The organism is Clostridium sp. M62/1, from assembly GCF_020736365.1.
GTDB classification, from domain to species: domain Bacteria; phylum Bacillota; class Clostridia; order Lachnospirales; family Lachnospiraceae; genus Otoolea; species Otoolea saccharolyticum_A.
This window is the reverse complement of record NZ_CP085988.1, coordinates 337,940-362,521: the sequence shown is the minus strand read 5'-3', so window position 1 is coordinate 362,521 and position 24,582 is coordinate 337,940. Positions and strand designations below refer to the sequence as shown.

21 protein-coding genes and 3 pseudogenes are annotated in these 24,582 nt (G+C 51.7%); all 24 read left to right on the top strand.

Features of this window, described 5'->3' with window-relative positions; all coding sequences use genetic code 11:
- Window positions 1–98: 98 nt before the first annotated feature.
- The 24 genes and pseudogenes from LK436_RS01955 to LK436_RS01840 all read left to right on the top strand — a co-directional run bounded on the left by LK436_RS01955 (window position 99) and on the right by LK436_RS01840 (window position 24,384).
- Complete coding sequence (locus LK436_RS01955) at window positions 99–1,313, top strand: replication initiation factor domain-containing protein (protein ID WP_008394618.1); 1,215 nt, start codon at window positions 99–101, stop codon at window positions 1,311–1,313.
- 784 nt (window positions 1,314–2,097) lie between these two features.
- On the top strand, window positions 2,098–2,307 hold the full coding sequence (locus tag LK436_RS01950; RefSeq protein WP_008394616.1) for a hypothetical protein: 210 nt from the start codon (window positions 2,098–2,100) through the stop codon (window positions 2,305–2,307).
- Between the two features lie 111 nt (window positions 2,308–2,418).
- Window positions 2,419–4,032 carry a recombinase family protein gene (locus LK436_RS01945; protein ID WP_008394611.1) on the top strand — a complete coding sequence of 538 codons (1,614 nt, stop codon included), beginning with the start codon at window positions 2,419–2,421 and terminating at the stop codon, window positions 4,030–4,032.
- A gap of 28 nt (window positions 4,033–4,060) precedes the next feature.
- Window positions 4,061–4,156: pseudogene (locus LK436_RS01940) on the top strand (XRE family transcriptional regulator); the annotation flags it as partial.
- A 186-nt stretch (window positions 4,157–4,342) separates the two neighbouring features.
- On the top strand, window positions 4,343–5,917 hold the full coding sequence (gene mobQ, locus LK436_RS01935) for a MobQ family relaxase (RefSeq protein WP_008394607.1): 1,575 nt from the start codon (window positions 4,343–4,345) through the stop codon (window positions 5,915–5,917).
- 66 nt (window positions 5,918–5,983) lie between these two features.
- Window positions 5,984–6,628: a CHC2 zinc finger domain-containing protein gene (locus tag LK436_RS01930; protein WP_025544160.1), complete on the top strand. Its 645-nt coding sequence runs from the start codon at window positions 5,984–5,986 to the stop codon at window positions 6,626–6,628.
- A complete protein-coding gene (locus LK436_RS01925; RefSeq protein WP_008394605.1) occupies window positions 6,597–7,934 on the top strand; it encodes a virulence-associated E family protein in 1,338 nt (445 codons plus the stop codon). The genes LK436_RS01930 and LK436_RS01925 overlap by 32 nt, the downstream gene beginning before the upstream one ends.
- 242 nt (window positions 7,935–8,176) lie before the next feature.
- Window positions 8,177–8,374, top strand: coding sequence for a hypothetical protein (locus tag LK436_RS01920; protein ID WP_002595176.1), 198 nt, complete (start codon window positions 8,177–8,179; stop codon window positions 8,372–8,374).
- Complete coding sequence (locus LK436_RS01915) at window positions 8,375–10,045, top strand: recombinase family protein (protein ID WP_008394601.1); 1,671 nt, start codon at window positions 8,375–8,377, stop codon at window positions 10,043–10,045. It abuts the gene before it with no gap.
- A 90-nt stretch (window positions 10,046–10,135) separates the two neighbouring features.
- A pseudogene (locus tag LK436_RS01910) lies at window positions 10,136–10,222 on the top strand (Maff2 family mobile element protein); the annotation flags it as partial.
- Window positions 10,223–10,288: 66 nt separating this feature from the next.
- Window positions 10,289–11,158 carry a VirB6/TrbL-like conjugal transfer protein, CD1112 family gene (locus LK436_RS01905; RefSeq protein ID WP_008394598.1) on the top strand — a complete coding sequence of 290 codons (870 nt, stop codon included), beginning with the start codon at window positions 10,289–10,291 and terminating at the stop codon, window positions 11,156–11,158.
- A gap of 10 nt (window positions 11,159–11,168) precedes the next feature.
- Entirely contained in the window at window positions 11,169–11,705 is a 537-nt protein-coding gene (locus LK436_RS01900; protein ID WP_008394596.1) for an MT-A70 family methyltransferase, read from the top strand.
- Window positions 11,706–11,719: 14 nt separating this feature from the next.
- Window positions 11,720–12,121: pseudogene (locus LK436_RS01895) on the top strand (PrgI family protein); the annotation flags it as partial.
- Window positions 12,024–14,552, top strand: a complete 2,529-nt coding sequence (locus tag LK436_RS01890; RefSeq protein ID WP_416207812.1) for a VirB4-like conjugal transfer ATPase, CD1110 family — start codon at window positions 12,024–12,026, stop codon at window positions 14,550–14,552. The pseudogene LK436_RS01895 and the gene LK436_RS01890, both read left to right, overlap by 98 nt.
- On the top strand, window positions 14,533–14,901 hold the full coding sequence (locus LK436_RS01885; protein WP_008394591.1) for a hypothetical protein: 369 nt from the start codon (window positions 14,533–14,535) through the stop codon (window positions 14,899–14,901). The genes LK436_RS01890 and LK436_RS01885 overlap by 20 nt, the downstream gene beginning before the upstream one ends.
- Window positions 14,894–16,603 (top strand): CD1108 family mobile element protein, encoded by a 1,710-nt coding sequence (locus LK436_RS01880; RefSeq protein ID WP_008394590.1) that lies wholly within the window; start codon window positions 14,894–14,896, stop codon window positions 16,601–16,603. Before LK436_RS01885 ends, LK436_RS01880 begins: the two co-directional genes overlap by 8 nt.
- 33 nt (window positions 16,604–16,636) lie before the next feature.
- Window positions 16,637–16,882 carry a DUF4315 family protein gene (locus LK436_RS01875; RefSeq protein ID WP_008394589.1) on the top strand — a complete coding sequence of 82 codons (246 nt, stop codon included), beginning with the start codon at window positions 16,637–16,639 and terminating at the stop codon, window positions 16,880–16,882.
- Window positions 16,872–17,633 (top strand): DUF4366 domain-containing protein, encoded by a 762-nt coding sequence (locus LK436_RS01870; protein ID WP_008394588.1) that lies wholly within the window; start codon window positions 16,872–16,874, stop codon window positions 17,631–17,633. Before LK436_RS01875 ends, LK436_RS01870 begins: the two co-directional genes overlap by 11 nt.
- Window positions 17,630–17,824: a hypothetical protein gene (locus tag LK436_RS01865; protein ID WP_008394587.1), complete on the top strand. Its 195-nt coding sequence runs from the start codon at window positions 17,630–17,632 to the stop codon at window positions 17,822–17,824. The genes LK436_RS01870 and LK436_RS01865 overlap by 4 nt, the downstream gene beginning before the upstream one ends.
- Window positions 17,821–18,513: a hypothetical protein gene (locus LK436_RS01860; RefSeq protein WP_044930270.1), complete on the top strand. Its 693-nt coding sequence runs from the start codon at window positions 17,821–17,823 to the stop codon at window positions 18,511–18,513. Before LK436_RS01865 ends, LK436_RS01860 begins: the two co-directional genes overlap by 4 nt.
- Window positions 18,494–20,593: a type IA DNA topoisomerase gene (locus tag LK436_RS01855; RefSeq protein WP_044930428.1), complete on the top strand. Its 2,100-nt coding sequence runs from the start codon at window positions 18,494–18,496 to the stop codon at window positions 20,591–20,593. The genes LK436_RS01860 and LK436_RS01855 overlap by 20 nt, the downstream gene beginning before the upstream one ends.
- A complete protein-coding gene (locus LK436_RS01850) occupies window positions 20,590–20,871 on the top strand; it encodes a hypothetical protein (protein WP_008394583.1) in 282 nt (93 codons plus the stop codon). The genes LK436_RS01855 and LK436_RS01850 overlap by 4 nt, the downstream gene beginning before the upstream one ends.
- A 2-nt stretch (window positions 20,872–20,873) precedes the next feature.
- A complete protein-coding gene (locus LK436_RS01845) occupies window positions 20,874–24,167 on the top strand; it encodes an LPD16 domain-containing protein (RefSeq protein ID WP_008394581.1) in 3,294 nt (1,097 codons plus the stop codon).
- Window position 24,168: 1 nt separating this feature from the next.
- Window positions 24,169–24,384, top strand: coding sequence for a transposon-transfer assisting family protein (locus LK436_RS01840; RefSeq protein ID WP_008394580.1), 216 nt, complete (start codon window positions 24,169–24,171; stop codon window positions 24,382–24,384).
- Window positions 24,385–24,582 lie beyond the last annotated feature (198 nt).

The window sequence follows — 24,582 nt, the reverse complement described above, 5'->3', positions numbered from 1 at the left end:
TTCAAACGAGAAATTGATTGTCTTTTCTTTTGCGGAAATTTAAGTATAGGCAATTATCAAATATGGTAGTTGCCTTTTTTGATTGGAGGAATTGAAGAATGAATGATAAAAACTTTATAGAAGAATTAAGACAAAAGCGTGAAGAATATGGAGTAACACAAAGAAAACTTGCTGTTGCCTGTGGTATCAGTCGTACATATTTTAACCAGATAGAGAATGGGACTGTTGTTCCCTCTGCTGAACTAAAACAAACGATAGAAAAACAGATTGAGCGTTTCAATCCGCAAGAACCACTATTTCTGTTGATTGATTACTTCCGTGTCCGCTTTCCTACGACAGACGCATTAAAGATTATTCGTGAAGTATTACAACTAAAAGCCGATTATATGCTTTATGAAGATTTTGGAAAATACGGATATGAAAGCAAATATGTTTTAGGCGACATCAACATCATGTGTTCCATGCAAGAGCATTTAGGTGTTTTATTAGAACTAAAAGGCAGAGGGTGTCGGCAAATGGAAAGTTATCTATTGGCACAGGAACGCTCATGGTATGACTTTATGCTGGATTGTTTAACGGCAGGTGGTAAGATGAAACGACTTGACTTGGCAATCAATGATAAAGCAGGAATATTAGATATTCCAAAGTTAAAGGAAAAATACAAGGCTGGCGAATGTATCTCCTACTTTCGTATGCAGAAAGATTACAGCGGTACGGAAAAATGTGGTAGCGATTTACCAAAGAATACAGGAGAAACCTTATATCTCGGTTCAACCAGTAGTGAGTTATATATGTGTGCCTATCAGAAAAATTACGAGCAGTATGTCAAAAATGGCATAGAAGTTGAAGATACAGAAATCAAGAACCGTTTTGAAATACGCATGAAGAATGAACGAGCCTATTATGCGGTTGTAGATTTACTGACCTATCGGGACGCTGAACGCACCGCTTTTTCTATCATCAATCATTATGTCCGCTTTGTTGATAGAGAAGATGATAAACCGAAAAGTCAATGGAAAACAAATGATGATTGGGCATGGTTTATAGGGGAAAATAGAGAGCCGATACGATTAACGACTAAACCAGAACCTTATACTTTACAAAAGGCATTACATTGGTTACAAAGACAGGTTGCACCAACCATAAAAATGGTACAAGCATTAGACAGAGAAAATCATACAACGATACTGAAAGATATGATTGAGCAGGCAGAACTCAAAGATAAGCATAAACACTTATTACAATTAGAAAAATCAACCATAGAAGAACGCATAGATACCGCTGTCCCACAAGAGAATGACGGTATTTTTTAATTTCTTCAAAATATCTGCAACAAAACATCAACTTGTGTACAGATATGGTACGAGAAAAGGAAATCTAACTTTTTTTGAAAATAGGTCATCAAATCAAGGTTTCCATTCCCTATATGGAGTGAAAGAAGAAAAGTTTTGAAAAAATGTCGGAAATTCAAGATGAGTGGACAGTGTTATGTGAAAGAAGACAAAGTATCTTCAATTTGTATTCAAACAGGTATTAGCAGTTGAGTGTTGATGTGAAAAGAAGAAAATATTTTCATTCTCAACTTAACATTTGGTAGTTGTCGTTCCCTATATGGAGCAAACAAAATCTTTCATTTCATAGTTGGCAGTAACGGTATTGCATAGGTAGTTAGGGTGTGAAAAGAAATCTTTTCATCATCAACTTAGCAGAATGACAATTTCTTTCCCTATATGGTACAAGAAAAGAAAAAAGTTTTGAATATTGGTTACGCTTTTACTCTTTTCCAACGCGATATATAGGAAAGATGATTTTCTTCTTTCAATCGCTCTTTGACAACTGAATAAAGCAATTCAATACCTTTGACAGACAGCGAGCCGTTGAAACAGATACGCCATGACCTTTCTCCTGCAAAAGTGAGCGACAACCTATCTGTGTTCTTGTAAAAGATTTGTCCTCTTTTATCGCCATGACCTGTGCTGTCAGATAATGATACTCCCGTACAGCCACAGCTTGAGCGTTAAAAGCGTCGCACGCAATGGGTACGGCTACATAAGAACTATGCAGAGGTGGAAGTCCTGTGGGCTATGACAAAAGCCGTTGAATTGCTTAGAAAGATTTTACAGAAAGGGGGTATGTGTTATTGATAATGCTGTAAAAACAATTCAAAAGAAAAATAACAAGTGTGGCATTGGCAACAGAGGAAAGACAAAGATTGTTGTAAAAGAGCATTTCTCCGAAAAGGGAAAGACAATGGAAGAACTTCTAACTGATGTCATGTTGGAAAAAGCAAAGCAGACAATCGCATAAAATCGGTGCAGTTGTAAGAAATAGATTGAATGACAAAAAGTACCCGTGTTATACTTTACTTGCAAGCAGGTATTGTAAACACGGGTTAGTTATAAAGGAGGATAACTGACAATGAAACAACAGATTTACAATACTGCACTTTATCTTAGGTTAAGCCGAGATGATGAATTACAGGGCGAAAGTTCCAGCATTACCACACAAAGAAGTATGTTGCGTCTATATGCAAAAGAACATCATTTGAATGTGATTGATGAATATATTGATGACGGCTGGTCGGGAACAAATTTTGACAGACCGAGTTTTCAAAGAATGATTGAGGATATAGAGGCAGGAAAAATCAACTGTGTTGTAACAAAAGACTTATCACGACTTGGTAGAAATTATATTATGACAGGACAATATACAGAATTGTATTTTCCCAGCCATAATGTCCGTTACATAGCGATTGACGACGGTGTGGACAGCGAAAAAGGCGAAAGTGAGATTGCACCATTTAAGAACATCATCAATGAATGGGTGGCAAGAGATACGAGCCGTAAAGTGAAATCAGCCTTTAAGACGAAATTTGCAGAGGGTGCGTATTATGGGGCTTATGCTCCGTTAGGATATAAGAAACACCCCGACATCAAAGGGAAACTGTTGGTTGATGAGGAAACAAAATGGATTGTTGAAAAAATCTTCTCTCTAGCCTATCAAGGTTACGGTAGTGCCAAAATCACAAAAATACTGCGAGAAGAAAAAGTCCCGACAGCGTCTTGGTTGAATTTTACAAGGTACGGTACTTTTGCTCATATCTTTGAGGGAAAGCCCGAAAGCAAGCGTTATGAGTGGACGATTGCTCATGTAAAGGCGATATTGAAAAGTGAAGTCTATATCGGAAACAGCGTTCATAATCGACAATCAACCGTTTCTTTCAAAAGCAAGAAGAAAGTACGAAAGCCCGAAAGCGAATGGTTTCGAGTAGAAAACACGCACGAACCGATTATTGACAAGGAAGTGTTCTATCGTGTGCAGGAGCAGATAAAATCAAGGCGTAGACAGACAAAGGAAAAGGCAACGCCGATATTTGCAGGGCTTGTCAAGTGTGCGGATTGTGGCTGGTCTATGAGGTTTGCGACAAATAAGGCAAATAAAACACCGTATAGTTATTATTCTTGTAGTTTCTACGGACAGTTTGGCAAAGGTTATTGTTCTATGCACTATATCCGCTATGATGTGCTGTATCAAGCTGTATTGGAACGATTGCAGTATTGGGCTAAGGCAGTACAGCAGGACGAAGAAAAGGTATTGAACAAAATACAGAAAGTCGGCAATGCAGAGCGAATACGGGAAAAGAAGAAAAAGGCAAGTGCCTTGAAGAAAGCCGAGAACCGACAAAATGAGATTGACCGTTTATTTGCAAAAATGTATGAAGATAGAGCCTGTGAGAAGATAACGGAACGAAACTTCATCATGCTGTCGGGGAAATATCAAAAAGAGCAGATAGAACTTGAACAGCAGATAACCAACCTAAGAGAAGAATTAAGTAAAATGGAACAGGATATGATAGGTGCTGAAAAGTGGATTGAGTTAATCAAGGAGTATTCCGTACCAAAGGAACTGACAGCACCGTTATTAAATGCAATGATAGAAAAAATCCTTATTCACGAAGCAACAACGAATGAGGAGAACGAAAGAATACAGGAAATAGAGATATACTACCGATTTATTGGAAAAGTAGACTGATAAAGAGGGTTCATATCTTTAACTAAGGGAAACTGGAACATCCGACCCTTCCACATCAAATCTTTTTGCACTTGCAAAACTTTACGGTATTTCTGTTGAAGAATTACTAAAAGAAGTTGAATAATCTTCATGCAGATATTTTATTTCATCATCGGGCCACCCTGACCCGAACTTTCAAAACTGAATACCAGCCGCCCACCGGCGGCACCACCGAGCAGGAAATCTGAAAAGGTCTCCTGCTTTTTTTCTGCCCCAAATGAGGTGGTAAAACGCCACCCCATCCACCAATTACCGAAAGGAGGGACACGAAATGCCCTGTCCACACAACGAAATCTCGATTGTGCAGCGAAGCCAACAGCAGTCTGCGGTTGCCGCCGCTGCCTACCAGAGCGGCGAAAAGCTGTTCTGTGGATACGATCAGGAAGTGAAGCACTACCCGGAAAAGCGTGGTATCGTCCACAATGAAATCTTGCTTCCGGCAAATGCCCCACGGTCGTATGCAGACCGCAATACTTTATGGAACGCCGCCGAAGCGGTGGAGAAGCAATGGAATTCCCAGCTTGCAAGGCGGTGGGTGCTTACCATCCCCAGAGAGATACCGCCCGACCAGTACGCCGCCCTTGTCCGGGATTTCTGCAATCAGCAGTTTGTTTCCAAAGGAATGTGCGTGGATTTTGCCATCCATGACAAAGGGGACGGAAACCCTCACGCTCATGTCATGCTGACTATGCGGGCAATGGATGAACATGGGAAATGGCTTCCCAAGAGCCGCAAGGTTTATGACCTTGACGAGAACGGGGAACGGATAAAACTTCCGTCCGGCAGATGGAAAAGTCACAAGGAAGATACGGTTGACTGGAACGACCGCAAGTATTGTGAAATCTGGCGGCATGAATGGGAGATCATCCAGAACCGCTATCTGGAAGCCAACAACCGCCCGGAGCGGGTGGATCTCCGTTCTTATGAAAGACAGGGGCTTGATATTATCCCTACCGTCCATGAGGGTGCTGCTGTCCGGCAGATGGAAAAGCGAGGGATTCAGACCAACATCGGAAATCTGAACCGGGAAATCAAAGCCGCCAACAGCCTGATGAAGTCTATCCGGCAGCTTATTAAAAATCTCAAAGGCTGGATTATCGAGCTTAGTGAAAAACGAAAAGAACTGCTTGCGGAAAAAGCTGCGGAGGAAGCGGTATTTCTTCCCAATCTGTTGATGAAGTACATGGAGGTACGAAAGGCAGAACGGAGCGACTGGACACGGGCGGGACAAAACCGTGGAACTTCCAAAGACTTAAAGGCAGTCAGCGAAGCCCTGTCCTATCTTCAGAGAAAGGGACTTTCCACCGTGGAGGATTTGGAAAACTTTATAGAAACGTCCGGGAAATCTGCCGCCGACTACCGAAAGCAGATGAAGCCAAAGGAAACCCGCAGCAACGTGATTGACGCTATCCTTGCCGCCCGGACGGACTGTAAGGAATGTAAGCCCGTTTATGAGAAATACCAGAAGATATTTTTCAAGAAAACTAAGGAAAAATTCAAGCTGGAACACCCGGAGGTTGCCCGGTTTGAGAAAGCCAGTGCCTACCTTGCCAAGCACCCGGATGATAAGGACAGCACGAAAAAGGAGCTTTTGCAGGAACAGGCGAAGCTTGTGGGCGAAATCGCAGACTTGAAAGTACCGTTGACCGAGGTGCAGGAAGATTTGAAGAAGCTGCGGGACATCCGCTACTGGGTACGGAAAGCCACACCCGGCACAGAGGAAAGCAAAGAGCCGCCCAAGAAGCAGCCCCTCAAAGAAGTCTTGCAGGATAAGGCTGACGAGAAGAAAGCACAGAAAAACGCCCCGGCGCAGACGAAACACAAACAACAGGATATGGAACTTTAACAGGCACTTGCCATTTTCAGATTGAGAATGATAAGTGCCTTTTCTTTTTTACAAGGAGGAATTGATTTGAATGTATTTGAAGCTGTGAAGCAGTCCGTTACGACAAGACAGGCTGCGGAGCATTACGGAATCCGGGTAAACAGAAACGGGATGGCTTGCTGCCCGTTCCACAACGATAAGACCCCCAGCATGAAGCTGGACAAGCGTTTCCACTGCTTCGGATGTGGTGCAGATGGGGATGTGATTGATTTTGTAGCTGCCCTGTACGGGCTGGGGAAAAAGGAAGCCGCCGCACAGTTGGCGAGTGACTTCGGGCTTGCCTATGAGGACTGGAAGCCACCGGGCAGGGCAAGGAAGCCCAAGCCCCGGCAGAAATCCCCGGAAGAACAGTTCCGGGAAGCAAAGGCACATTGCTTCCGTGTCCTTGCCGATTATCTACACCTCTTACGGGTATGGAAAACCGACTATGCCCCGCACTCCCCGGAGGAAGCGTTTCATCCCCGGTTCGTGGAAGCCTTGCAGAAGCAAGCCCATGTGGAATATCTGCTGGATGTGCTGCTGTTCGGGGAGACAGAGGAAAAAGCGGTTTTGATTATGGACTACGGAAAGGATGTGATACAGCTTGAACAGCGAATGGCAGAGCTTGCAGCCGCAGACGCAGCAAGAACTAAAAAACACCATGAACGCCATGCAGCCGCCCCAGAGCGTTGAGGAAGTAAAGGCAACTCTGGAAACCACCGAGAAAGGCGGCGTCCGCCAGAGCATACGGAACTGCCTGACCGTATTCCAGCGTGACCCTGTGCTTGCCGGGGCAATCGCCTACAACATCCTGACCGACCGCAAGGACATCATAAAGCCCATCGGTTTTCACAGAGAAAGCACAGCCCTGACCGATACGGACATGAAGTATCTGCTTCTCTATCTGGAGGAAACCTACGGGCTTACCAGTGAGAAAAAGATTGAAACCGCCATCGGGATTGTGGCGAATGAGAATAAGTACCACCCCATCCGGGATTTTCTGAACAGCCTTGCATGGGACGGGACTGAGCGCATCCGCTTCTGTCTGCGGCACTTTCTGGGAGCTGATGTGGACGATTACACCTATGAAGCCTTGAAGCTGTTCATGCTGGGGGCGATTACAAGGGCATTTAAGCCCGGAAGCAAGTTTGAAATCATGCTGTGTCTGGTAGGCGGTCAGGGGGCTGGCAAATCCACCTTCTTCCGGCTGCTGGCAGTCCGGGACGAGTGGTTTTCCGATGATTTGCGGAAGCTGGACGATGATAACGTGTACCGCAAGCTGCAAGGTCACTGGATAATTGAAATGTCGGAAATGATGGCAACCGCCAATGCCAAGAGCATTGAGGAAATCAAGTCCTTTCTAAGCCGCCAGAAAGAGGTTTACAAAATTCCCTATGAAACTCACCCGGCAGACCGCCCCCGTCAATGCGTGTTCGGCGGCACTTCCAACGCCCTTGACTTTCTCCCCCTTGACCGTTCCGGCAACCGCCGATTTATCCCGGTCATGGTGTACCCGGAGCAAGCCGAGGTTCACATTTTGGAGGACGAAGCCGCTTCCAGAGCCTATATCAGCCAGATGTGGGCGGAAGCAATGGAGATTTACCGAAGCGGCATGTTCAAGCTGTCATTCAGCCCAGCCATGCAGCGGTATCTCAAAGAACACCAGCGGGATTTTATGCCGGAGGACACCAAAGCCGGGATGATACAGGCTTACCTTGATAAGTACACCGGGGAAACGGTCTGCTCCAAGCAGCTCTACAAGGAAGCCTTAAACCACACCTTTGATGAGCCGAAGCAATGGGAAATCCGGGAAATCAACGAGATAATGAACCAGTGCATTACCGGGTGGAACTACTTTTCCAATCCGAGGATGTTTGCGGAATACGGCAGACAAAAGGGCTGGGAGCGTGAAATCCCGGCAACGGACACCGACAACCCGCCCGAAAAATCTATGGACGGTTTTGTGGAGGTCACAGAGCAGATGGAGCTTCCATTCTGAAAATGACAGCCCGTTGCCGACTTCGTTGCTATCCCGTTGCCGAGCCGGTTGCCGGGGAAAATCCCTTATTTCCGGGCTTTTTCCCTCTCTGACAACCAAAACAACAGAAAAATAAAAGAAAAGTATAAATAGTAATCAACGCCAGATTGAGATTGTTTGCAAGGTCTTTTGAAGCCCGTTGCCGGACTTCGTTGCCGACCGTTCTCTGTCTGGCTATTTTCATGTATGGAGGATAACTGCCTATGGCGAAAAATAAGACCAAGATTGAAGTGACAACCGTATTTGACGGGGAACTGGACGCCACCGATGTGTTCGTCAGCCTGATTTCCCAGAAATACGGCAAAACAAATACAAAAGAATATCTTGCTAAAAAGAAAGATTTGAAGTATAATGAAGATGAGGTTCAACAGAGCCAGATACCGTCTGGATTGTGTGGGTAAATGGCTATGATGAACGAAATGGAATACAGAACAATCGGTTCAGCACTTGCCGGGGGCTATCGTGCGGCGGTCTATTGCAGGCTGTCAAAGGACGATGACCTGCAAGGCGAAAGTGCCAGTATCGCAAACCAGCGTGATATGCTGGAAAAATACTGCGAAAAGCAGGGATGGGAGGTTGTGGCAGTCTATCAGGACGATGGCTTCACAGGTCTTAATATGGAGCGTCCTGATTTACAGAGAATGTTGAGAGCCATTGAGCGCAGGCAAATCAACCTTGTCATCACGAAAGACCTCAGCCGACTGGGGCGTAACTATTTGCAAACAGGGCATTTGATTGAGGACTTTTTCCCAAGAAACGGTGTCCGCTATATCGCCATGAATGACGGTATCGACACCCTGCGGGATAACAACGACATCGCCCCGTTCAAGAATATCCTGAACGAGATGTACAGCAAGGATATTTCCAAGAAAGTCCATTCCTCTTATCTTCTGAAAGCGCAGAAAGGACAGTTTACCGGGTGTCTTGCCCCGTTTGGGTATCGGAAAGACCCGGAGGACAAAAACCATCTGCTCATTGACGAGGAAACCGCCCCGATTGTGCGGCTGATTTTCGGATATGCCCTAAACGGTCATGGTCCGAACTATATCCGCAGACGGCTGGAGGAAGAAAAAATCCCCTGCCCCACATGGTGGAACCGGGAACGGGGGCTTCGCAATACCCGCACCAAATGGGAAAAGAAAGACCCGGAAAACGGGCGGTATATGTGGGACTTTTCCGTTATCAAAGACCTTTTGATGAATCCCGTTTACACTGGGGCGATTGCTTCCCAGAAAAAGGACTACCGTTTCAAAATCGGCACGATTGGGGAAAAGAAGCCGGAGGACTGGATTGTAGTGGAAGGACAGCATGAACCGCTGATTGACCGCATGAGCTTTGACATTGTGCAGAACAAGCTGAAATCCCGCCAGCGTCCGGGGCAGACCAATGAAATCAGCCTGTTTGCCGGACTGATAAAATGCGGCGAGTGTGGGAAGTCTCTGACGGTACGCTACACAAACGCAAAACATCCCCAGCAGATTTACTCCTGCAAGACCTACAATGCCTTTGGAAAGAACCACTGCACCCAGCACCGGATTGATTATGACACCCTTTACAGTCATGTGCTGCGGAAAATCCGGGAATGTGCCAGAGCTGCCCTGATGGACGGGAAAGCGGTTGCTGACCGCCTGACCAATACCTGTGAAGCCGAGCAGCGGGAACAGCGGGAAGCAATGGAACGCTCCCTTACAAGGGACGAGGAACGGATTGAGGTTCTGGACAAAATGGTAATGCGGCTTTATGAAGATATGATTGCAGGGCGTATCAGTGAGCAGAACTTCAACACCATGCTGGAAAAGACACAGACCGAGCAGACGGAACTTAAAACAAAAGTGTCCGAGGGCAGAAAGCGGCTGTCCGATGAAGTCCAGCTTGCCAATGACGCAAAACAATGGGTGGAAGCCATTCAGGAATATGCCAACATCACAGAGTTGGACGCAGCCACCCTCAACCGCTTAATCAAAGAAATCGTCGTGCATGAGCGCATTGACGAAGATAAAACAAGACACATTTCTATCGAAATTCATTTTAATCTCAAACCCATCCCGGAGGTGGAACAGGTCACTGCCTGACCTGTCCCGCCGGGACGGTTCTCTTAAAAACACCATATAGATTTTTTGTACGCCGCCGCCCGCCATCGAGCAGAGTTTTACACCTAATTGGGGATAAAACAGCTGATGGCGGGCGCTGGCGTTGCTATCGTGGGCATGGTCCTTGTACCGCTGCTCTCCGGGCTGTTCAGCGTCTAACCGTCCACCGGAAATCCCTGCCCCTCCCGTTTCCATGCGGGAGGGGCGGAAAGGAGGTAAAACTGCATGGATTTCTTACTGGACGCCCTGACCAACTGGCTCAAGGAAATGCTGGTGGGCGGCATTATGGGCAACCTGTCCGGGATGTTCGATTCGGTCAACCGGCAGGTGGCGGATGTGTCGGTACAGATCGGGCAGACGCCCCAGGGCTGGAACCCGGATGTGTTCAACATGATCCAGACTCTTTCGGAAAACATCATGGTCCCCATTGCGGGGGTGCTTCTGGCGGCGGTGATGACCATTGAACTGATCCAGATGATTGCCGACAAGAATAACCTGCATGATGTGGACACCTGGATGATCTTCAAATGGGTGTTCAAAAGCGCCGCCGCCATCCTCATTGTCACCAATACCTGGAATATCGTCATGGGCGTGTTCGACATGACCCAGAGCGTGGTAGCCCAGGCGTCCGGCATTATCGGTTCGGACGCTTCCATTGATATTTCCGCCATCATGGGCGATATGGAATCCCGGCTGATGGAGATGGACCTGGGACCGCTGATCGGCCTGTGGGTGCAGAGTATGTTTATCGGCGTGACCATGTGGGCCATGTATATCTGTATTTTTATCGTCATTTATGGCCGTATGATCGAGATTTACCTTGTGACCTCCGTAGCCCCCATCCCCATGGCCGCCATGATGGGCAAGGAATGGGGCGGCATGGGCCAGAACTACCTGCGCTCCCTGTTCGCCCTAGGCTTTCAGGCGTTTCTCATCATCGTCTGTGTGGCGATTTATGCCGTACTGGTGCAGAATATCGCCACCGAAGAAGATGTGATCATGGCCATCTGGACCTGCGTGGGCTACACGGTGCTGCTGTGCTTCACCCTCTTTAAGACCGGAAGCCTCGCCAAGTCAATTTTTCAGGCTCATTAAGGAGGACGGCATGAAAAAATATCAGATTGTTTATGCCGATCCTCCGTGGGCTTACCGCAGCGGAAAGGTGCAGGGCGCGGCGCAGAATCATTACCCGACCATGCCGGACGAAGAACTGTACCGCCTGCCGGTATCCGAACTGGCGGACAAAAACTGCGCACTGTTCCTCTGGTGTACCTTCCCGAAGCTGCCGGAGGCGTTAAAACTCATAGACGCATGGGGATTTACCTACAAGACCGTGGCGTTTGTCTGGGTCAAGCAGAATAAGTCCGGCAAAGGGTTCTTTTTCGGGCTGGGCTGGTGGACCAGAAGCAATGCGGAAATCTGCCTGCTGGCGGTAAAAGGAAAACCGAAACGGCAAAACGCAGGCATTCATCAACTGATTTTTTCTCCTGTGGAGCAGCACAGCAAGAAACCGGATATTGTCCGGGATAAAATCGTCGCGCTGGCAGGAGACGTACCCCGTATCGAGCTGTTTGCCAGACAGGCCACCCCCGGCTGGGATGTCTGGGGCAACGAGGTGGACAGCTCCGTTTCATTCCCGTAAAGGAGGTCGTTACATTGGCTTATGTACCCGTACCCAAAGACTTAACCAAAGTCAAAACCAAGGTCGCATTCAACCTGACCAAAAGGCAGCTGGTCTGCTTCGGCTGCGGTGCGCTTGTGGGTGTGCCGCTGTTCTTTTTGCTCAAAGGACCGGCAGGGACCAGCACGGCGGTCATGTGCATGATGTTTGTCATGCTGCCCTTCTTCCTGCTGGCCATGTACGAAAAGCACGGACAGCCGCTGGAAAAGGTTCTGGGCAATATCATCCGGGTGACGGTGATCCGCCCGAAAGAACGCCCCTACCGCACCAATAACTTCTATGCCGTTCTGGAACGGCAGGCAAATCTCGACGAGGAGGTGTCACACATTGTTTACGGCAATCAAAAACTGGCTGCACCGGCTGTTCGGAAAAAACGGTGAAAAAGCGGCGCAGCCGGTCCAAACCAGAAAAAAGCTGTCCCGCGCCGACAGGAAGCAGATTAAAGCCGCCATTGCCCGCGCCAGTCGCACAGACAAAAAGGAAAAATCGGCTCAGGACAGCATCCCCTATGAACGGATGTGGCCGGACGGTATCTGCCGGGTGGCAGACGGCCACTACACCAAGACCATCCAGTTTCAGGACATTAACTACCAGCTCTCGCAAAATGAAGATAAAACGGCGATTTTTGAGGGCTGGTGCGATTTCCTCAACTACTTTGACAGCTCGATCAAATTTGAGCTGTCTTTTTTGAACCTGGCCGCGTCGGAGGAAACCTTTGCCCGCGCTGTCTCCATCCCTCTCCAGAGGGACGATTTTGACAGCATCCGCATGGAGTACACCACCATGCTGCAAAACCAGCTGGCAAGGGGCAACAACGGCCTCATTAAGACCAAGTACCTCACCTTCGGCATTGACGCGGACAGCATCAAGGCGGCCAAGCCCCGTCTGGAGCGCATCGAGACCGACATTCTCAACAACTTTAAGCGGCTGGGCGTGGCGGCGGAGACCCTGGACGGCAAAGCGCGGCTTGCCCAGCTGCATGGCATCTTCCACATGGACGAGCAGCTGCCGTTCCGTTTCGAGTGGGGCTGGCTCCCCTCCAGCGGCCTGTCCACCAAGGACTTTATCGCCCCCAGCTCCTTTGAGTTCCGCACCGGCAGACAGTTCCGTATGGCTAAGAAATACGGGGCTGTTTCTTTTTTGCAGATTTTGGCCCCCGAACTCAATGACCGGATGCTGGCGGACTTTCTGGATATGGAAAGCTCCCTCATTGTCAGCCTGCATATCCAGTCGGTGGATCAGGTGAAAGCCATCAAGACGGTCAAGAGGAAAATCACCGATTTAGACCGCAGCAAGATCGAGGAACAGAAAAAGGCGGTCCGAGCAGGGTACGATATGGATTTGATTCCCAGTGACCTTGCCACCTACGGTAGCGAAGCGAAAAAACTCTTGCAGGATTTGCAGAGCCGCAACGAGCGTATGTTCCTTGTGACCTTCCTGGTGCTGAACACGGCGGACAACCCCCGCCAGCTAGACAACAATGTGTTCCAGGCCGGTTCCATCGCCCAGAAATATAACTGCCAGCTGACCCGACTGGACTTCCAGCAGGAAGAAGGGCTGATGAGCTGCCTGCCGCTGGGTCTTAACCAGGTGGAGATTCAGCGGGGGCTGACCACCAGTTCCACGGCTATCTTTGTGCCGTTTACCACCCAGGAATTATTCCAGAACGGCAAGGAGGCGCTGTACTACGGCATCAACGCCCTGTCCAGTAACCTTATCATGGTGGATCGCAAGCTGCTGAAGAACCCCAACGGCCTGATTCTCGGTACGCCCGGTTCCGGCAAGTCCTTCAGCGCCAAGCGCGAGATCGCCAACTGCTTCCTGCTCACCTCCGATGAGATCGAGATTCTGGACCCGGAGGCGGAGTACGCGCCCCTGGTGGAGCGCCTGCATGGGCAGGTCATTAAGATTTCGCCCACCTCCACCAACTACATTAACCCTATGGACCTGAACCTGGACTATTCGGACGAGGACAGCCCGCTGTCCCTCAAGTCCGACTTCATCCTGTCCCTGTGCGAGCTGATCGTGGGCGGCAAGGAGGGCTTGCAGCCGGTGCAGAAAACCATCATTGACCGCTGTGTGCGGCTGGTCTATCAGGACTATCTCAATGACCCCCGCCCGGAGAATATGCCCATTCTGGAGGACCTTTACAATCTCCTGCGGGGTCAGGACGAAAAGGAAGCCCAGTACATCGCAACGGCGCTGGAAATCTATGTGACCGGCTCCCTCAATGTGTTCAACCACCGGACCAATGTGGACATCAACAACCGCATTGTCTGCTACGACATTAAGGAGCTGGGAAAACAGCTGAAGAAAATCGGGATGCTGGTGGTGCAGGACCAGGTGTGGAACCGCGTCACCATCAACCGCGCTGCCCACAAGTCCACCCGCTATTACATCGACGAGATGCACCTTTTATTAAAGGAAGAACAGACCGCCGCCTATACGGTGGAGATCTGGAAGCGGTTCCGTAAATGGGGCGGCATCCCGACAGGGATCACCCAGAATGTAAAGGACCTGCTTTCTTCCCGCGAGGTGGAGAACATTTTTGAGAACTCCGACTTCGTGTATATGCTCAACCAGGCGGGCGGAGACCGGCAGATTCTCGCCAAACAGCTGGGCATTTCCCCGCACCAGCTTTCCTATGTGACCCACTCCGGCGAGGGTGAAGGGCTGCTGTTTTACGGCTCCACCATCCTGCCTTTCGTGGACCACTTCCCGAAAAACACGGAACTCTATGCCATAATGACCACCAAACCGTTGGATTTGCAAAAGGAGGATGAACAGCATGACAAAGAAAGAAATTGAAAAAGGCGCTGGCCTGCTTCTGGCCGCTGTCAATGGATGTGAGCAGATGGTGGAACGGCTTCGCGCCGCCGTTTATTACTGCTATGACCAGGAAACGGCAGCAAAAAATCTCACGCCCAGGGGCTATGCCGGATTTACCCGGATTCACCACATCTGGACGGAGGGCATACCGGACGCGCCGCCCATGTTCGGCAGGGGTGCCATCCCGGACCGCGATATGGCAAAAAGCACTTTGATGGCGCTTTTCCTGTCCATAACGGTCTTTCCGGCAGAAACCATTCAGATTCCGGTATATGCGGAAACCTGTGTGCTGCTGGATGACCTGATGGCGGGTGGCTGGTATGAATAAGGAACCGCGCCTGCGCTTTACGGACGAGGAACGCTCTGACCCGGCGCTGGAAAAGCCCATCCGCAAGGCAGACCGGGCCGCCGTAAAAGCAGACAGGGCGCAGGCGAAAATCCCCAAAAAACAGGTGCGGCGAACCTCCGTTGACCCCAGGACCGGCAAAGTAACCACCAAACTGGTGCTGGAGGATAGGAAGAAACCGCCCTCCAAGCTGTCCCATGCAGTGCGGGACGCTCCCGGAGACGCGGTGCTGGGAAAGATACACAGGGAAATCCGGGAGACCGAACAGGACAATGTGGGCGTGGAGAGCGCCCACAAGTCCGAGGAAGCTGCCGAGACCGGCGCTCGTCTGGTTCGGGAGGGCTACCGCAGCCATAAGCTGAAGCCATACCGCAAGGCGGCACAGGCGGAGCAAAAGCTGAAAAAGGCCAATGTGAACGCCCTGTACCAGAAGTCTTTGCAGGAAAATCCCCAGCTTTCCAGCAACCCGTTTTCCCGCTGGCAGCAGAAACAGGCCATCAAAAAGGAATATGCCGCCGCCAAGCGCGCCGGTCAGACGGCAGGAGAAACCGCAAAGACTGCCAGTAAGACCGGCAAGGCCGCGAAAACCGTCAAAGAAAAGGCGCAGCAGGCCGGGGCGTTTGTCATGCGCCACAAGAAAGGGTTCGGCATCGTACTGGCCCTCTTTCTGGTGGTCTGTCTTTTGATGAACACGATTTCGTCCTGCTCCATGCTGGGACAGGGCATCGGCTCCGTGGTGACGGGCAGCACCTACCCCTCTGATGACCCGGAACTTCTGGCGGTGGAGGCCGATTACGCTGCCAAAGAAGCAGCACTGCAAGCCGAGATTGACAACATCGAGAGCAGCCATCCGGGATATGATGAGTACCGCTATGACCTGGACATGATCGGCCATGACCCCCATGAGCTGGCGGCCTATCTTTCTGCCGTGTTGCAGGGCTACACCCGTCAGAGCGCACAAGCAGAACTGGAGCGAGTATTCAACGCACAGTATCAGCTGACGCTCACCGAGGAAGTGGAGATTCGCACCTACACAGACGAAGATGGGGATGAGCATGAATATGAATACCTGATTCTTCATGTGACCTTGGAAAGCCGCCCAATCTCCGCACTGGCCTCAGAATTGCTCACAGAGGACCAGTTGGAAATCTATCAGGTGTACCGGGCCACCCTGGGCAACAAGCCCCTGATTTTTGGCGGCGGTTCCCCGGATATGGGGAATTCCGAGGACCTGACCGGCGTGGAGTTTGTAAACGGAACCCGCCCCGGCAGCCCGGAGCTGGTGGAACTGGCGAAACGGCAGGTGGGCAATGTGGGCGGATACCCTTATTGGAGCTGGTACGGCTTCGACTCCCGTGTGGAATGGTGCGCCTGCTTCGTGTCCTGGTGCTATGGGCAGATGGGATTATCCGAGCCGCGCTTTGCGGGCTGTCAGTCCCAGGGGGTTCCCTGGTTCCAGTCCCGTGGACAATGGGGCGCACGGGGGTATGATAACCTGGCTCCCGGCGATTCCATCTTCTTTGATTGGGACTTGGATGGTTCTGCGGATCATGTGGGCATCGTCATCGGCACGGATGGCAGCCGGGTTTACACCGTGGAGGGAAACAGCGGCGACGCCTGTAAAATCAAGAGTTACGATTTGAACTATGAGTGCATCAAGGGCTACGGCCTGATGAACTGGTAACTACATTTATCTATAAAGAAGGGAGTTTTTATCATGGCTACTAATAAAATTGAACGCATTGACCGGGAGATTACGAAAACCCGTGAGAAAATCGCGGAGTATCAGGAAAAGCTGAAAAATCTGGAAGCGCAGAAAACCGAAGCGGAAAATCTGGAGATCGTCCAGATGGTGCGCGCCCTGCGTATGACCCCGGAGCAGTTAAGTGCCATGCTGTCAGGCGGCACGCGCCCCGGCATGGCTGCCCATGCAGAACAGGAGGACATTACCCATGAAGAATAAGAGAATTTGGAGAACTTTTTCCGCCCTCTGCGCCGCGCTGGTGCTGATGGGTGTTTTTTCTGTCACCGCTTTTGCCCAGGGAACGGAGCAGCCCCCGGCAGAGGACACCACCAACGATGAAAATGTGGTGGTGGAGGAAACCGAGGACAGTTCTGCCCTGACCCCGGAGGGCAACGCTGCTCTGGTGGATGACTTCGGCGGCAACAAGCAGCTTATCACCGTCACCACCAAGGCGGGCAACTACTTCTACATTCTCATTGACCGGGCCAATGAAGATAAGGAAACCGCCGTTCACTTCTTGAATCAGGTGGATGAAGCTGACCTGATGGCGCTGATGGAGGATGGGCAGTCCGCCGAGAAACCGCCCGCTGTCTGCAACTGCACAGAAAAATGCGAAGCCGGTGAAGTCAACACCAAATGCGAGGTGTGCAGTACGGATATGACCGGCTGTACCGGCAAGGAGCCGGAACCGCCAAAGAAACCCACAGAGCCGGAGAAAAAAGAACTCGCAGGGCTAAACCCGGCTGTCCTGCTGCTGGTGCTGGCTGTGATGGGCGGCGCTGCCTTTGCCTACTTCAAATTCATTAAGGGTAAAGCCAACCACAAAAACAGCAGCAATCCAGACGATTATGACTATGAGGACGGCGAGGAACTGCCGGACGAGGAAGAAATCGAACTGGAGGACGAGGAATCGGGCGAACTGGACGCTGACAGGGGCGGCGGTGAAGAAAGTGAGGATGAGACCCCATGACCCGGTTTACCGACAGCCCCTATGAACGCATGATGACACGCAGACCGGAGGGCGGGAAGGACACTTCCCGTCCTCTCTCTTTACCCAAAAGCCACCCCTGCTATGGCTGTGGGAATTATGGGCAGCCCTGCGTGGGAGTCTGCCACCGTGAAATGAAACGATGGCTCAAAGAAAGGAAACGAAAAAAATGAGTATTCTGATTACATTTATCAAGCTGCTTGCGGTTTTTGACCTGCTGGTGATTGCTGTGTATTTTGGCAGCGACATTCTCTCAACCGTGTGGAGCAAATTTCGGAAAAAGCCCACACGGGAAGAACCCTTTGATTTCTCCCTGGATGCCGCAGCGGTTCCCTTGTCCATAGATTCCATCCGTCAGCTTTATTCAGGAGACGCGGCGGATTTTGTGGAAGAAACGCTCCTGCCGGACGCCGCGCAGACAATGGCGGTTTTGACAGACCGGGAACAGACAGCCGCCCGCCTGCTCTTATCCGCATTGGTAGGCTTTCTGGCAGAAGAAGCCCCGATGGATGAACGGAGCTTCCCTATGGTGATGGAACTTCTGAACTGCATGGAGGGTGAAAAAGAGAACGGCTGCCAGGACCCGGTGGATATTTTGTTTAAGGAAACCGTCCGCCGTACCCGCCACCATGAGGAATATTACAGCAATTATCAACGCTACCGGCTGATGCAGGTGGATAAAACCCGTGTCATTCTGGCCTGCCGTATCCTTATCAACGATCTGCTGGGGAAACTGTACCGCTATGACTACCGGTTCGGTTATGACCTGCTGCTGACAGAGGAAAACAGCATTGAGAAAAAACTGCACACGCCTGTGCGGGAAGAATGGGAGGATGAAGATGATGAAACTTGTAATCGCTGAAAAACCGTCCGTTGCCCAAAGTCTGGCCGCCGTGATTGGGGCCACCACCCGCAAGGACGGCTATCTGGAGGGCAACGGCTGGCGGGTCAGCTGGTGTGTGGGCCATCTGGCTGGTCTGGCCGACGCCGATGCCTATAACCCCGACTACGCCAAGTGGCGTTATGACGATCTGCCCATTCTGCCGGAACCCTGGCAGATGGTGGTGAGCAAAGACAAGAAAAAGCAGTTTAACATTCTGAAACAGCTGATGAACGCCCCGGATGTGACCGAGGTGGTGAACGCCTGCGACGCCGGACGCGAGGGCGAGCTGATCTTCCGCAGTGTGTATGAGCTGGCAGGATGCCAAAAAACCATGAAACGGCTGTGGATTTCCAGCATGGAGGACTCCGCCATCCGGGAGGGCTTTGCGAACCTGCGCCCCGGTGCCGATTATAATGGTCTGCGGGATGCGGCTCTCTGCCGCGCCAAGGCGGACTGGCTGGTAGGTATCAATGCCACCCGGCTTTTTTCGGTGCTGTACCACCGGACCCTCAGCATTGGGCGTGTCATGTCCCCGACGCTGGCCCTCATCGTCCAGAGAGAGGCCGAGATCGACACCTTCAAGCCGGTGCCGTTTTACACGGTAGTCCTGGAGCTGCCCGGTTTTTCTGTTTCCGGGGAACGCATGAAGGACAAAGGCGCTGCCGAGCAGCTGAAAACTGTCTGCCAGGGTGCGGCTGTGACAGTGAAAAAGGTGGAGCGCAAGGAAAAGTCCGAGAAAGCGCCCGACCTCTATGACCTGACTACCCTCCAGCGTGACGCCAACCGGCTGCTGGGGTTTACCGCCCAGCAAACCCTGGACTACCTGCAAAACCTCTATGAAAAGAAGCTCTGCACCTATCCCCGAACAGACAGCCGCTATCTGACGAGCGATATGGCTGAAAGCCTGCCGGTGCTGGTCAATCTGGTTGCCAAGGCTATGCCGTTTCGGAAAGGGATCGCCATTTCCTGCGATGCGGCCCAGGTCATCAACGACAAAAAAGTGACCGACCACCATGCGGTAATCCCCACCCGCAACATCCAGGGCGCGGACCTGTCCGGTCTGCCGGTGGGTGAACGGATGATCCTGGAGTTGGTGTCCCAGCGCCTGCTGTGCGCGGTGGCGGAACCGCATACTTACTCAGAAACTGCTGTCACCGTGGAGTGTGCCGGTGCGGAGTTTACCGCCAAGGGAAAAACCGTGCAGCGCCCCGGCTGGCGGGTGCTGGACGCTGCCTACCGTGCTACGCTGAAAAATACGGAGCCGGACCAGGAAACCGAGGACAAGACCCTGCCGGAACTGTCTGAAGGTCAGACTTTGCCCCTTTCCGGTTCTGCCGTCAAGGAGGGCAAAACCAGCCCGCCCAAACATTTTACCGAGGATACCTTGCTCTCTGCGATGGAGACCGCTGGGAAAGACGATATGCCGGAGGACGCCGAGCGCAAGGGCCTGGGAACCCCGGCCACCCGCGCCGGTATTCTGGAAAAGCTGGTGTCCACCGGCTTTTTGGAGCGCAAAAAGAGCAAGAAAACCGTGCAGCTTATGCCGTCCAAGGATGCAGTGTCCCTTATCACCGTCCTGCCGGAGCAGCTGCAATCGCCCCTGCTGACCGCTGAGTGGGAGTTCCGGCTGGGCGAGATCGAACGCGGCGAGCTGTCCCCGGAGGATTTTATGGCCGGAATCAGCGCCATGCTCCGGGAGTTGGTGGGAGCTTATCAGGTCATCAAGGGAACTGAGTACCTGTTCACGCCGCCCCGCGAAGTGGTGGGCAAATGCCCCCGCTGCGGCGGTGATGTGGCGGAACTGCAAAAGGGCTTTTTCTGCCAGAATGAGGGCTGTAAATTCGCCATCTGGAAAAACAACAAGTGGTGGGAATTGAAGCGCAAACAGCCCACCAAGACCATCGTGACGGCGCTGCTCAAGGAAGGCCGCGCTCATGTGACCGGCCTGTACTCCGAGAAAACCGGCAAGACCTACGACGCCACCGTGGTGCTGGAGGACGATGGGCGGTACGCCAACTTCAAGCTGGAATTTGACCGGCAGAAAGGCGGTGCCAAATGAAGCTGACCCCAATCGAACAGGAAACCATTCTCCTCTACAACCAGGCCGAAGCCACCGCCGATGTGGAGACCTGCGACCCCAAGCTGCTGGAAAAACTGAATCGGCTGGCAGAGAAATACCCGGAACAGATTCAGAAAACAGGAGAACGCCGCTTTCTGGTTCCCAAACGCTGCGTGTCGGTCCGGGAGCCGTACAGCGCGGAGCGCCGCAAGGCTGCCAGCGAACGGGCCAAGGCTGCCGGGTATAAGCCGCCTGTCAGAAAAGCAGGCAGTGAGTAAATATGGTCAATCTTTTTGAAACGGTCAAGCAATCCGTTCCGATCAAAGAGGCCGCGCAAATGTATGGGATTGAAGTCAAAAGGGGTGGCATGGCCTGCTGTCCCTTTCACGATGACAAACATCCCAGCATGAAGCTGAATGAGGACTACTTCTATTGCTTTGGCTGCGGAGCCACCGGCGATGTGATTGAACTGACCGCCCGGCTCTACAACCTGTTCCCAAAAGAAGCAGCCGAGAAGCTGGCCCAGGATTTTGGCCTCATCTATGACAGCCAGGCCCCTCCCCGAAGATACTATGTCCGGCAGAAATCCGAGGCGCAGAAATTTAAGGAGAGCCGAGACCATGCCTTTCGGGTTCTGGCGGACTACTTCCATCTGCTCAGAAAGTGGGAAGCCAATTACACACCCAAAACACCGGAGGAAACCATGCACCCCCGTTTTTTGGAGGCGGTGCAGCAAAAGGATTATGTGGGCTATCTGCTGGACTTTTTTCTGGAGGAAAGCCCGGAGGAACAAAAGCTGTGGATCGCTGAACATCAATCAGAGATTGCCAATTTGGAAAGGAGAGTGAAAATCATGGCTGATAAGCCCACCAACCGGGAACGGTTGCAGGAAATCACAGCGGGCATCGAGCAGGGTATCAAGGAACTGTTTGAGAGCGAAAAATATATGCGCTACCTGTCCGTCATGTCCAAGTTTCACCGTTATTCGGTGAACAACACCATGCTTATCTATATGCAGCGCCCGGACGCCACCCTGGTGGCAGGGTTCAACAAGTGGAAAAACCAGTTTGAGCGCCATGTGAAAAAGGGCGAGCATGGCATTACCATTATCGCGCCCACCCCCTATAAGAAGAAAATCGAGGAAATGAAACGCGACCCGGACACCAAGGCCCCCATCCTGGACGCAGACGGCAAGGCGGTCATGGAAGAAAAGGAAATCGAGATCCCCATGTTCCGCCCGGTCAAGGTGTTTGATGTGAGCCAGACGGACGGCAAGCCCCTGCCGGAGCTGGCTTCTTCCCTGTCCGGTACGGTGCCGCACTATGAGGCGTTTCTGGAGGCGGTGCGGCGCTCTGCCCCGGTTCCTATCGAGTTTGAGCCGATGGCTGACAACATGGACGGATATTTTTCCTCCGACCAGCAGCGCATCGCCATCCGTCCGGGGATGAGCGAGGTACAGACCGTTTCTGCCGCCGTTCACGAGGTTGCACACAGCAAGCTCCACGACCCGAAGAATTACGAAGCAGAGCCGACCTGGAAGATTGTCATGGTAAGTGAGGGCGGCATCAAGCACGATTATCGCCTGGATTTTGCCACTGAAGCGGAAGCAGAACAGGCTGCCGCCGAGGATGGCTGGCGCTATGTGGACGAGAATCGGTTCGAGTGGCGGCTGGAGGTGGAGGAAGATCTGACGGCAGTAAAGCAGGCTGTCAAGAACCGCAATACCGAGGAAGTGGAGGCCGAGAGCATTTCCTATGCGGTCTGCCAGTATTTTGGTATCCAGACCGGCGCAAACAGTTTTGGGTATATCGCCACCTGGAGCAAGGACAAGGACCTGAAAGAATTAAAAGCCAGTTTGGAGACCATCAACAAGACCTCCTGCGAGCTGATTAACGACATGGAACGCCATTATAAGGAAATCTGCAAGGAGCGCGGCATTGACCTGACCGCACCGAAAAAAGAAACTGTTCCGGTGGTTCTGCCGCCAGTAAGAGAACAGGCAGAGTCCTTTGCACAGGAGTATGTCTTGTATGCACAGGCGGTTCATCCTGAAACCCTTTCGGAAACGGAGGTTCAGGCGCGGATTGCCCAATACACGGATAAAATCCTGCGCCATGACATTGCGGATATGGTCCTCTTTTTGGAAGAACAGAAACAGACAAAATGGGAACAGGATGAAGAAGTGGAGATGAATTTGGACAGTGGCGCTGCCCTGGATGCCGAGAACAGCGATTTTTGGGACCCGGAACACCTTTCCGCGCAGCTTGCCTCTCTCTATCGCACAGAATATCAGGAGGTTTCCGACAATGCGGAACATTCCCCGCAGGAACCGGCGGAACCCTCCGAGGCCCTGTTTCTTCTGAACGACGCCACCTATCTCCATATTCAGCCATGCGATACCGGCTGGGACTACACCCTCTATGACAAAGAAACCATGAAAGAACTGGACGGCGGCCAGCTGGATGAACCGGAGCTGTCCCGTTCTGCGGCTGTCCGGCAGATTTGCGAAGGGCTGGAACTGGAAAACCCGTCGATTCAGGAGGCACCGCTGTCCATGATCGAGACCTTACAGGACGCCGCCTGTCAGCAAATGCAGGAACAGGTCAGCCAGCAGGCCGAAGATTTTGCGGCTCCTTCCACTCAACTGCCCGACGCACAGGAACAGGCGCTGGATGAGTACCCCATGCCGGACCCGGCACTGACCCAGGACGTTCTGGAGAAATGCGGCTACCTGGACAACGACCTTCTGCCCCTCTCCAAAGAACGGGCGTATGAGCTGATGGAGCGTGACCTAACTGTTTACATTGTCCAGGAGGGCAAAAACCCGGAAATGGCCTTTGATACCGCCGACTTGGACGCCCATGACGGCCTCTTTGCCGTGTCCCGCGAGGAATGGGAGGAAAGTTCAGAGTTTGGGGAGATTGTCAAGGACCGTATGAACCATCAGGAGGAACGGGAGCAGGCGTTTCTCTCCCATGAGGGCGACTGTTTTGCCATTTATCAGGTGAAGCACACCGATGAACTGCGGGATATTCGATATGAGGGTCTGGAATGGCTCAAGTCCATCGGGCAGACGGTGCAGCGTGAAAACTATGAATTGGTTTACACCGCCCCATTACAGCCCTGTGATCTGAAAGGCGATACCACCGAACAGCTCTTTTACCGTTTCAACAATGAACATCCTGCCGATTATCGGCATCCGTCCATGAGCGTCAGCGACATCGTTGCCATCAAGCGGGACGGCAAGGTATCCTGTCATTACTGCGACAGCTTCGGCTTTGAGCAGGTTCCCGGATTTCTGCCGGACAATCCGCTGAAGAACGCGGAAATGGCGGTGGAGGATGATTACGGCATGATCGACGGAATCATCAACAACGGCCCCAAGGAGCCGACGGTGGCCCAGCTGGAACAGCAGGCCCGCAGCGGCCAGCCGATCTCCCTCATGGATTTGGCTGCCGCCGCCCACCGGGAGGAACGGGAAAAGAAAAAGTCCGTCATGGAGCAGCTGAAAAGCCAACCCAGGACGGAACACAAAAAGGCAGCGCCCAAAAAGAGCGCGGAAAGGGAGATTTAATATGGGAAACTTCACTTTTGAGGAAATGAACCTGATGTGCATTTACAACACCGGCAGCCGCACCGGGCTGATGGAAGCCCTAACCGAGATGCGCGGCGAACTTTCGCCGGAGGAAACGGAGCTGCGGGAACTGACGGACAGCGCCCTTATGAAGCTCCGAACCATGAGCGACGATGCGTTTGCCCAGCTGGAACTGTACCCGGATTTTGACGAATAAGCACTTCATAAACACCCAACGGGGCGGCCTTTTGCGCCGCCCCGTTTCCATTCAACACGAAGGGAGGACAAAACACCATGCCGAGTAATGCAGAATTTTACCGCCAGATGGCCGAAAAGGTAACGACCCAGCTCACCAGCAGCTGGCAGGAGTGGGCGGGCTTTCTCACCACCGCCGCCCGGTTATACAAATACCCGT

Coding starts and splice junctions, on each gene's coding strand:
- LK436_RS01890 (WP_416207812.1), top strand. CDS start 12,024: ATGCCGTTCTGGAACGGCAGGCAAATCTCGACGAGGAGGTGTCACACA.
- LK436_RS01905 (WP_008394598.1), top strand. CDS start 10,289: ATGGATTTCTTACTGGACGCCCTGACCAACTGGCTCAAGGAAATGCTG.
- LK436_RS01845 (WP_008394581.1), top strand. CDS start 20,874: ATGGTCAATCTTTTTGAAACGGTCAAGCAATCCGTTCCGATCAAAGAG.
- LK436_RS01870 (WP_008394588.1), top strand. CDS start 16,872: ATGAAGAATAAGAGAATTTGGAGAACTTTTTCCGCCCTCTGCGCCGCG.
- LK436_RS01955 (WP_008394618.1), top strand. CDS start 99: ATGAATGATAAAAACTTTATAGAAGAATTAAGACAAAAGCGTGAAGAA.
- LK436_RS01915 (WP_008394601.1), top strand. CDS start 8,375: ATGGCTATGATGAACGAAATGGAATACAGAACAATCGGTTCAGCACTT.
- LK436_RS01840 (WP_008394580.1), top strand. CDS start 24,169: ATGGGAAACTTCACTTTTGAGGAAATGAACCTGATGTGCATTTACAAC.
- LK436_RS01865 (WP_008394587.1), top strand. CDS start 17,630: ATGACCCGGTTTACCGACAGCCCCTATGAACGCATGATGACACGCAGA.
- LK436_RS01945 (WP_008394611.1), top strand. CDS start 2,419: ATGAAACAACAGATTTACAATACTGCACTTTATCTTAGGTTAAGCCGA.
- LK436_RS01850 (WP_008394583.1), top strand. CDS start 20,590: ATGAAGCTGACCCCAATCGAACAGGAAACCATTCTCCTCTACAACCAG.
- LK436_RS01855 (WP_044930428.1), top strand. CDS start 18,494: ATGAAACTTGTAATCGCTGAAAAACCGTCCGTTGCCCAAAGTCTGGCC.
- LK436_RS01885 (WP_008394591.1), top strand. CDS start 14,533: ATGACAAAGAAAGAAATTGAAAAAGGCGCTGGCCTGCTTCTGGCCGCT.
- LK436_RS01860 (WP_044930270.1), top strand. CDS start 17,821: ATGAGTATTCTGATTACATTTATCAAGCTGCTTGCGGTTTTTGACCTG.
- LK436_RS01920 (WP_002595176.1), top strand. CDS start 8,177: ATGGCGAAAAATAAGACCAAGATTGAAGTGACAACCGTATTTGACGGG.
- mobQ (WP_008394607.1), top strand. CDS start 4,343: ATGCCCTGTCCACACAACGAAATCTCGATTGTGCAGCGAAGCCAACAG.
- LK436_RS01875 (WP_008394589.1), top strand. CDS start 16,637: ATGGCTACTAATAAAATTGAACGCATTGACCGGGAGATTACGAAAACC.
- LK436_RS01880 (WP_008394590.1), top strand. CDS start 14,894: ATGAATAAGGAACCGCGCCTGCGCTTTACGGACGAGGAACGCTCTGAC.
- LK436_RS01900 (WP_008394596.1), top strand. CDS start 11,169: ATGAAAAAATATCAGATTGTTTATGCCGATCCTCCGTGGGCTTACCGC.
- LK436_RS01925 (WP_008394605.1), top strand. CDS start 6,597: ATGAACGCCATGCAGCCGCCCCAGAGCGTTGAGGAAGTAAAGGCAACT.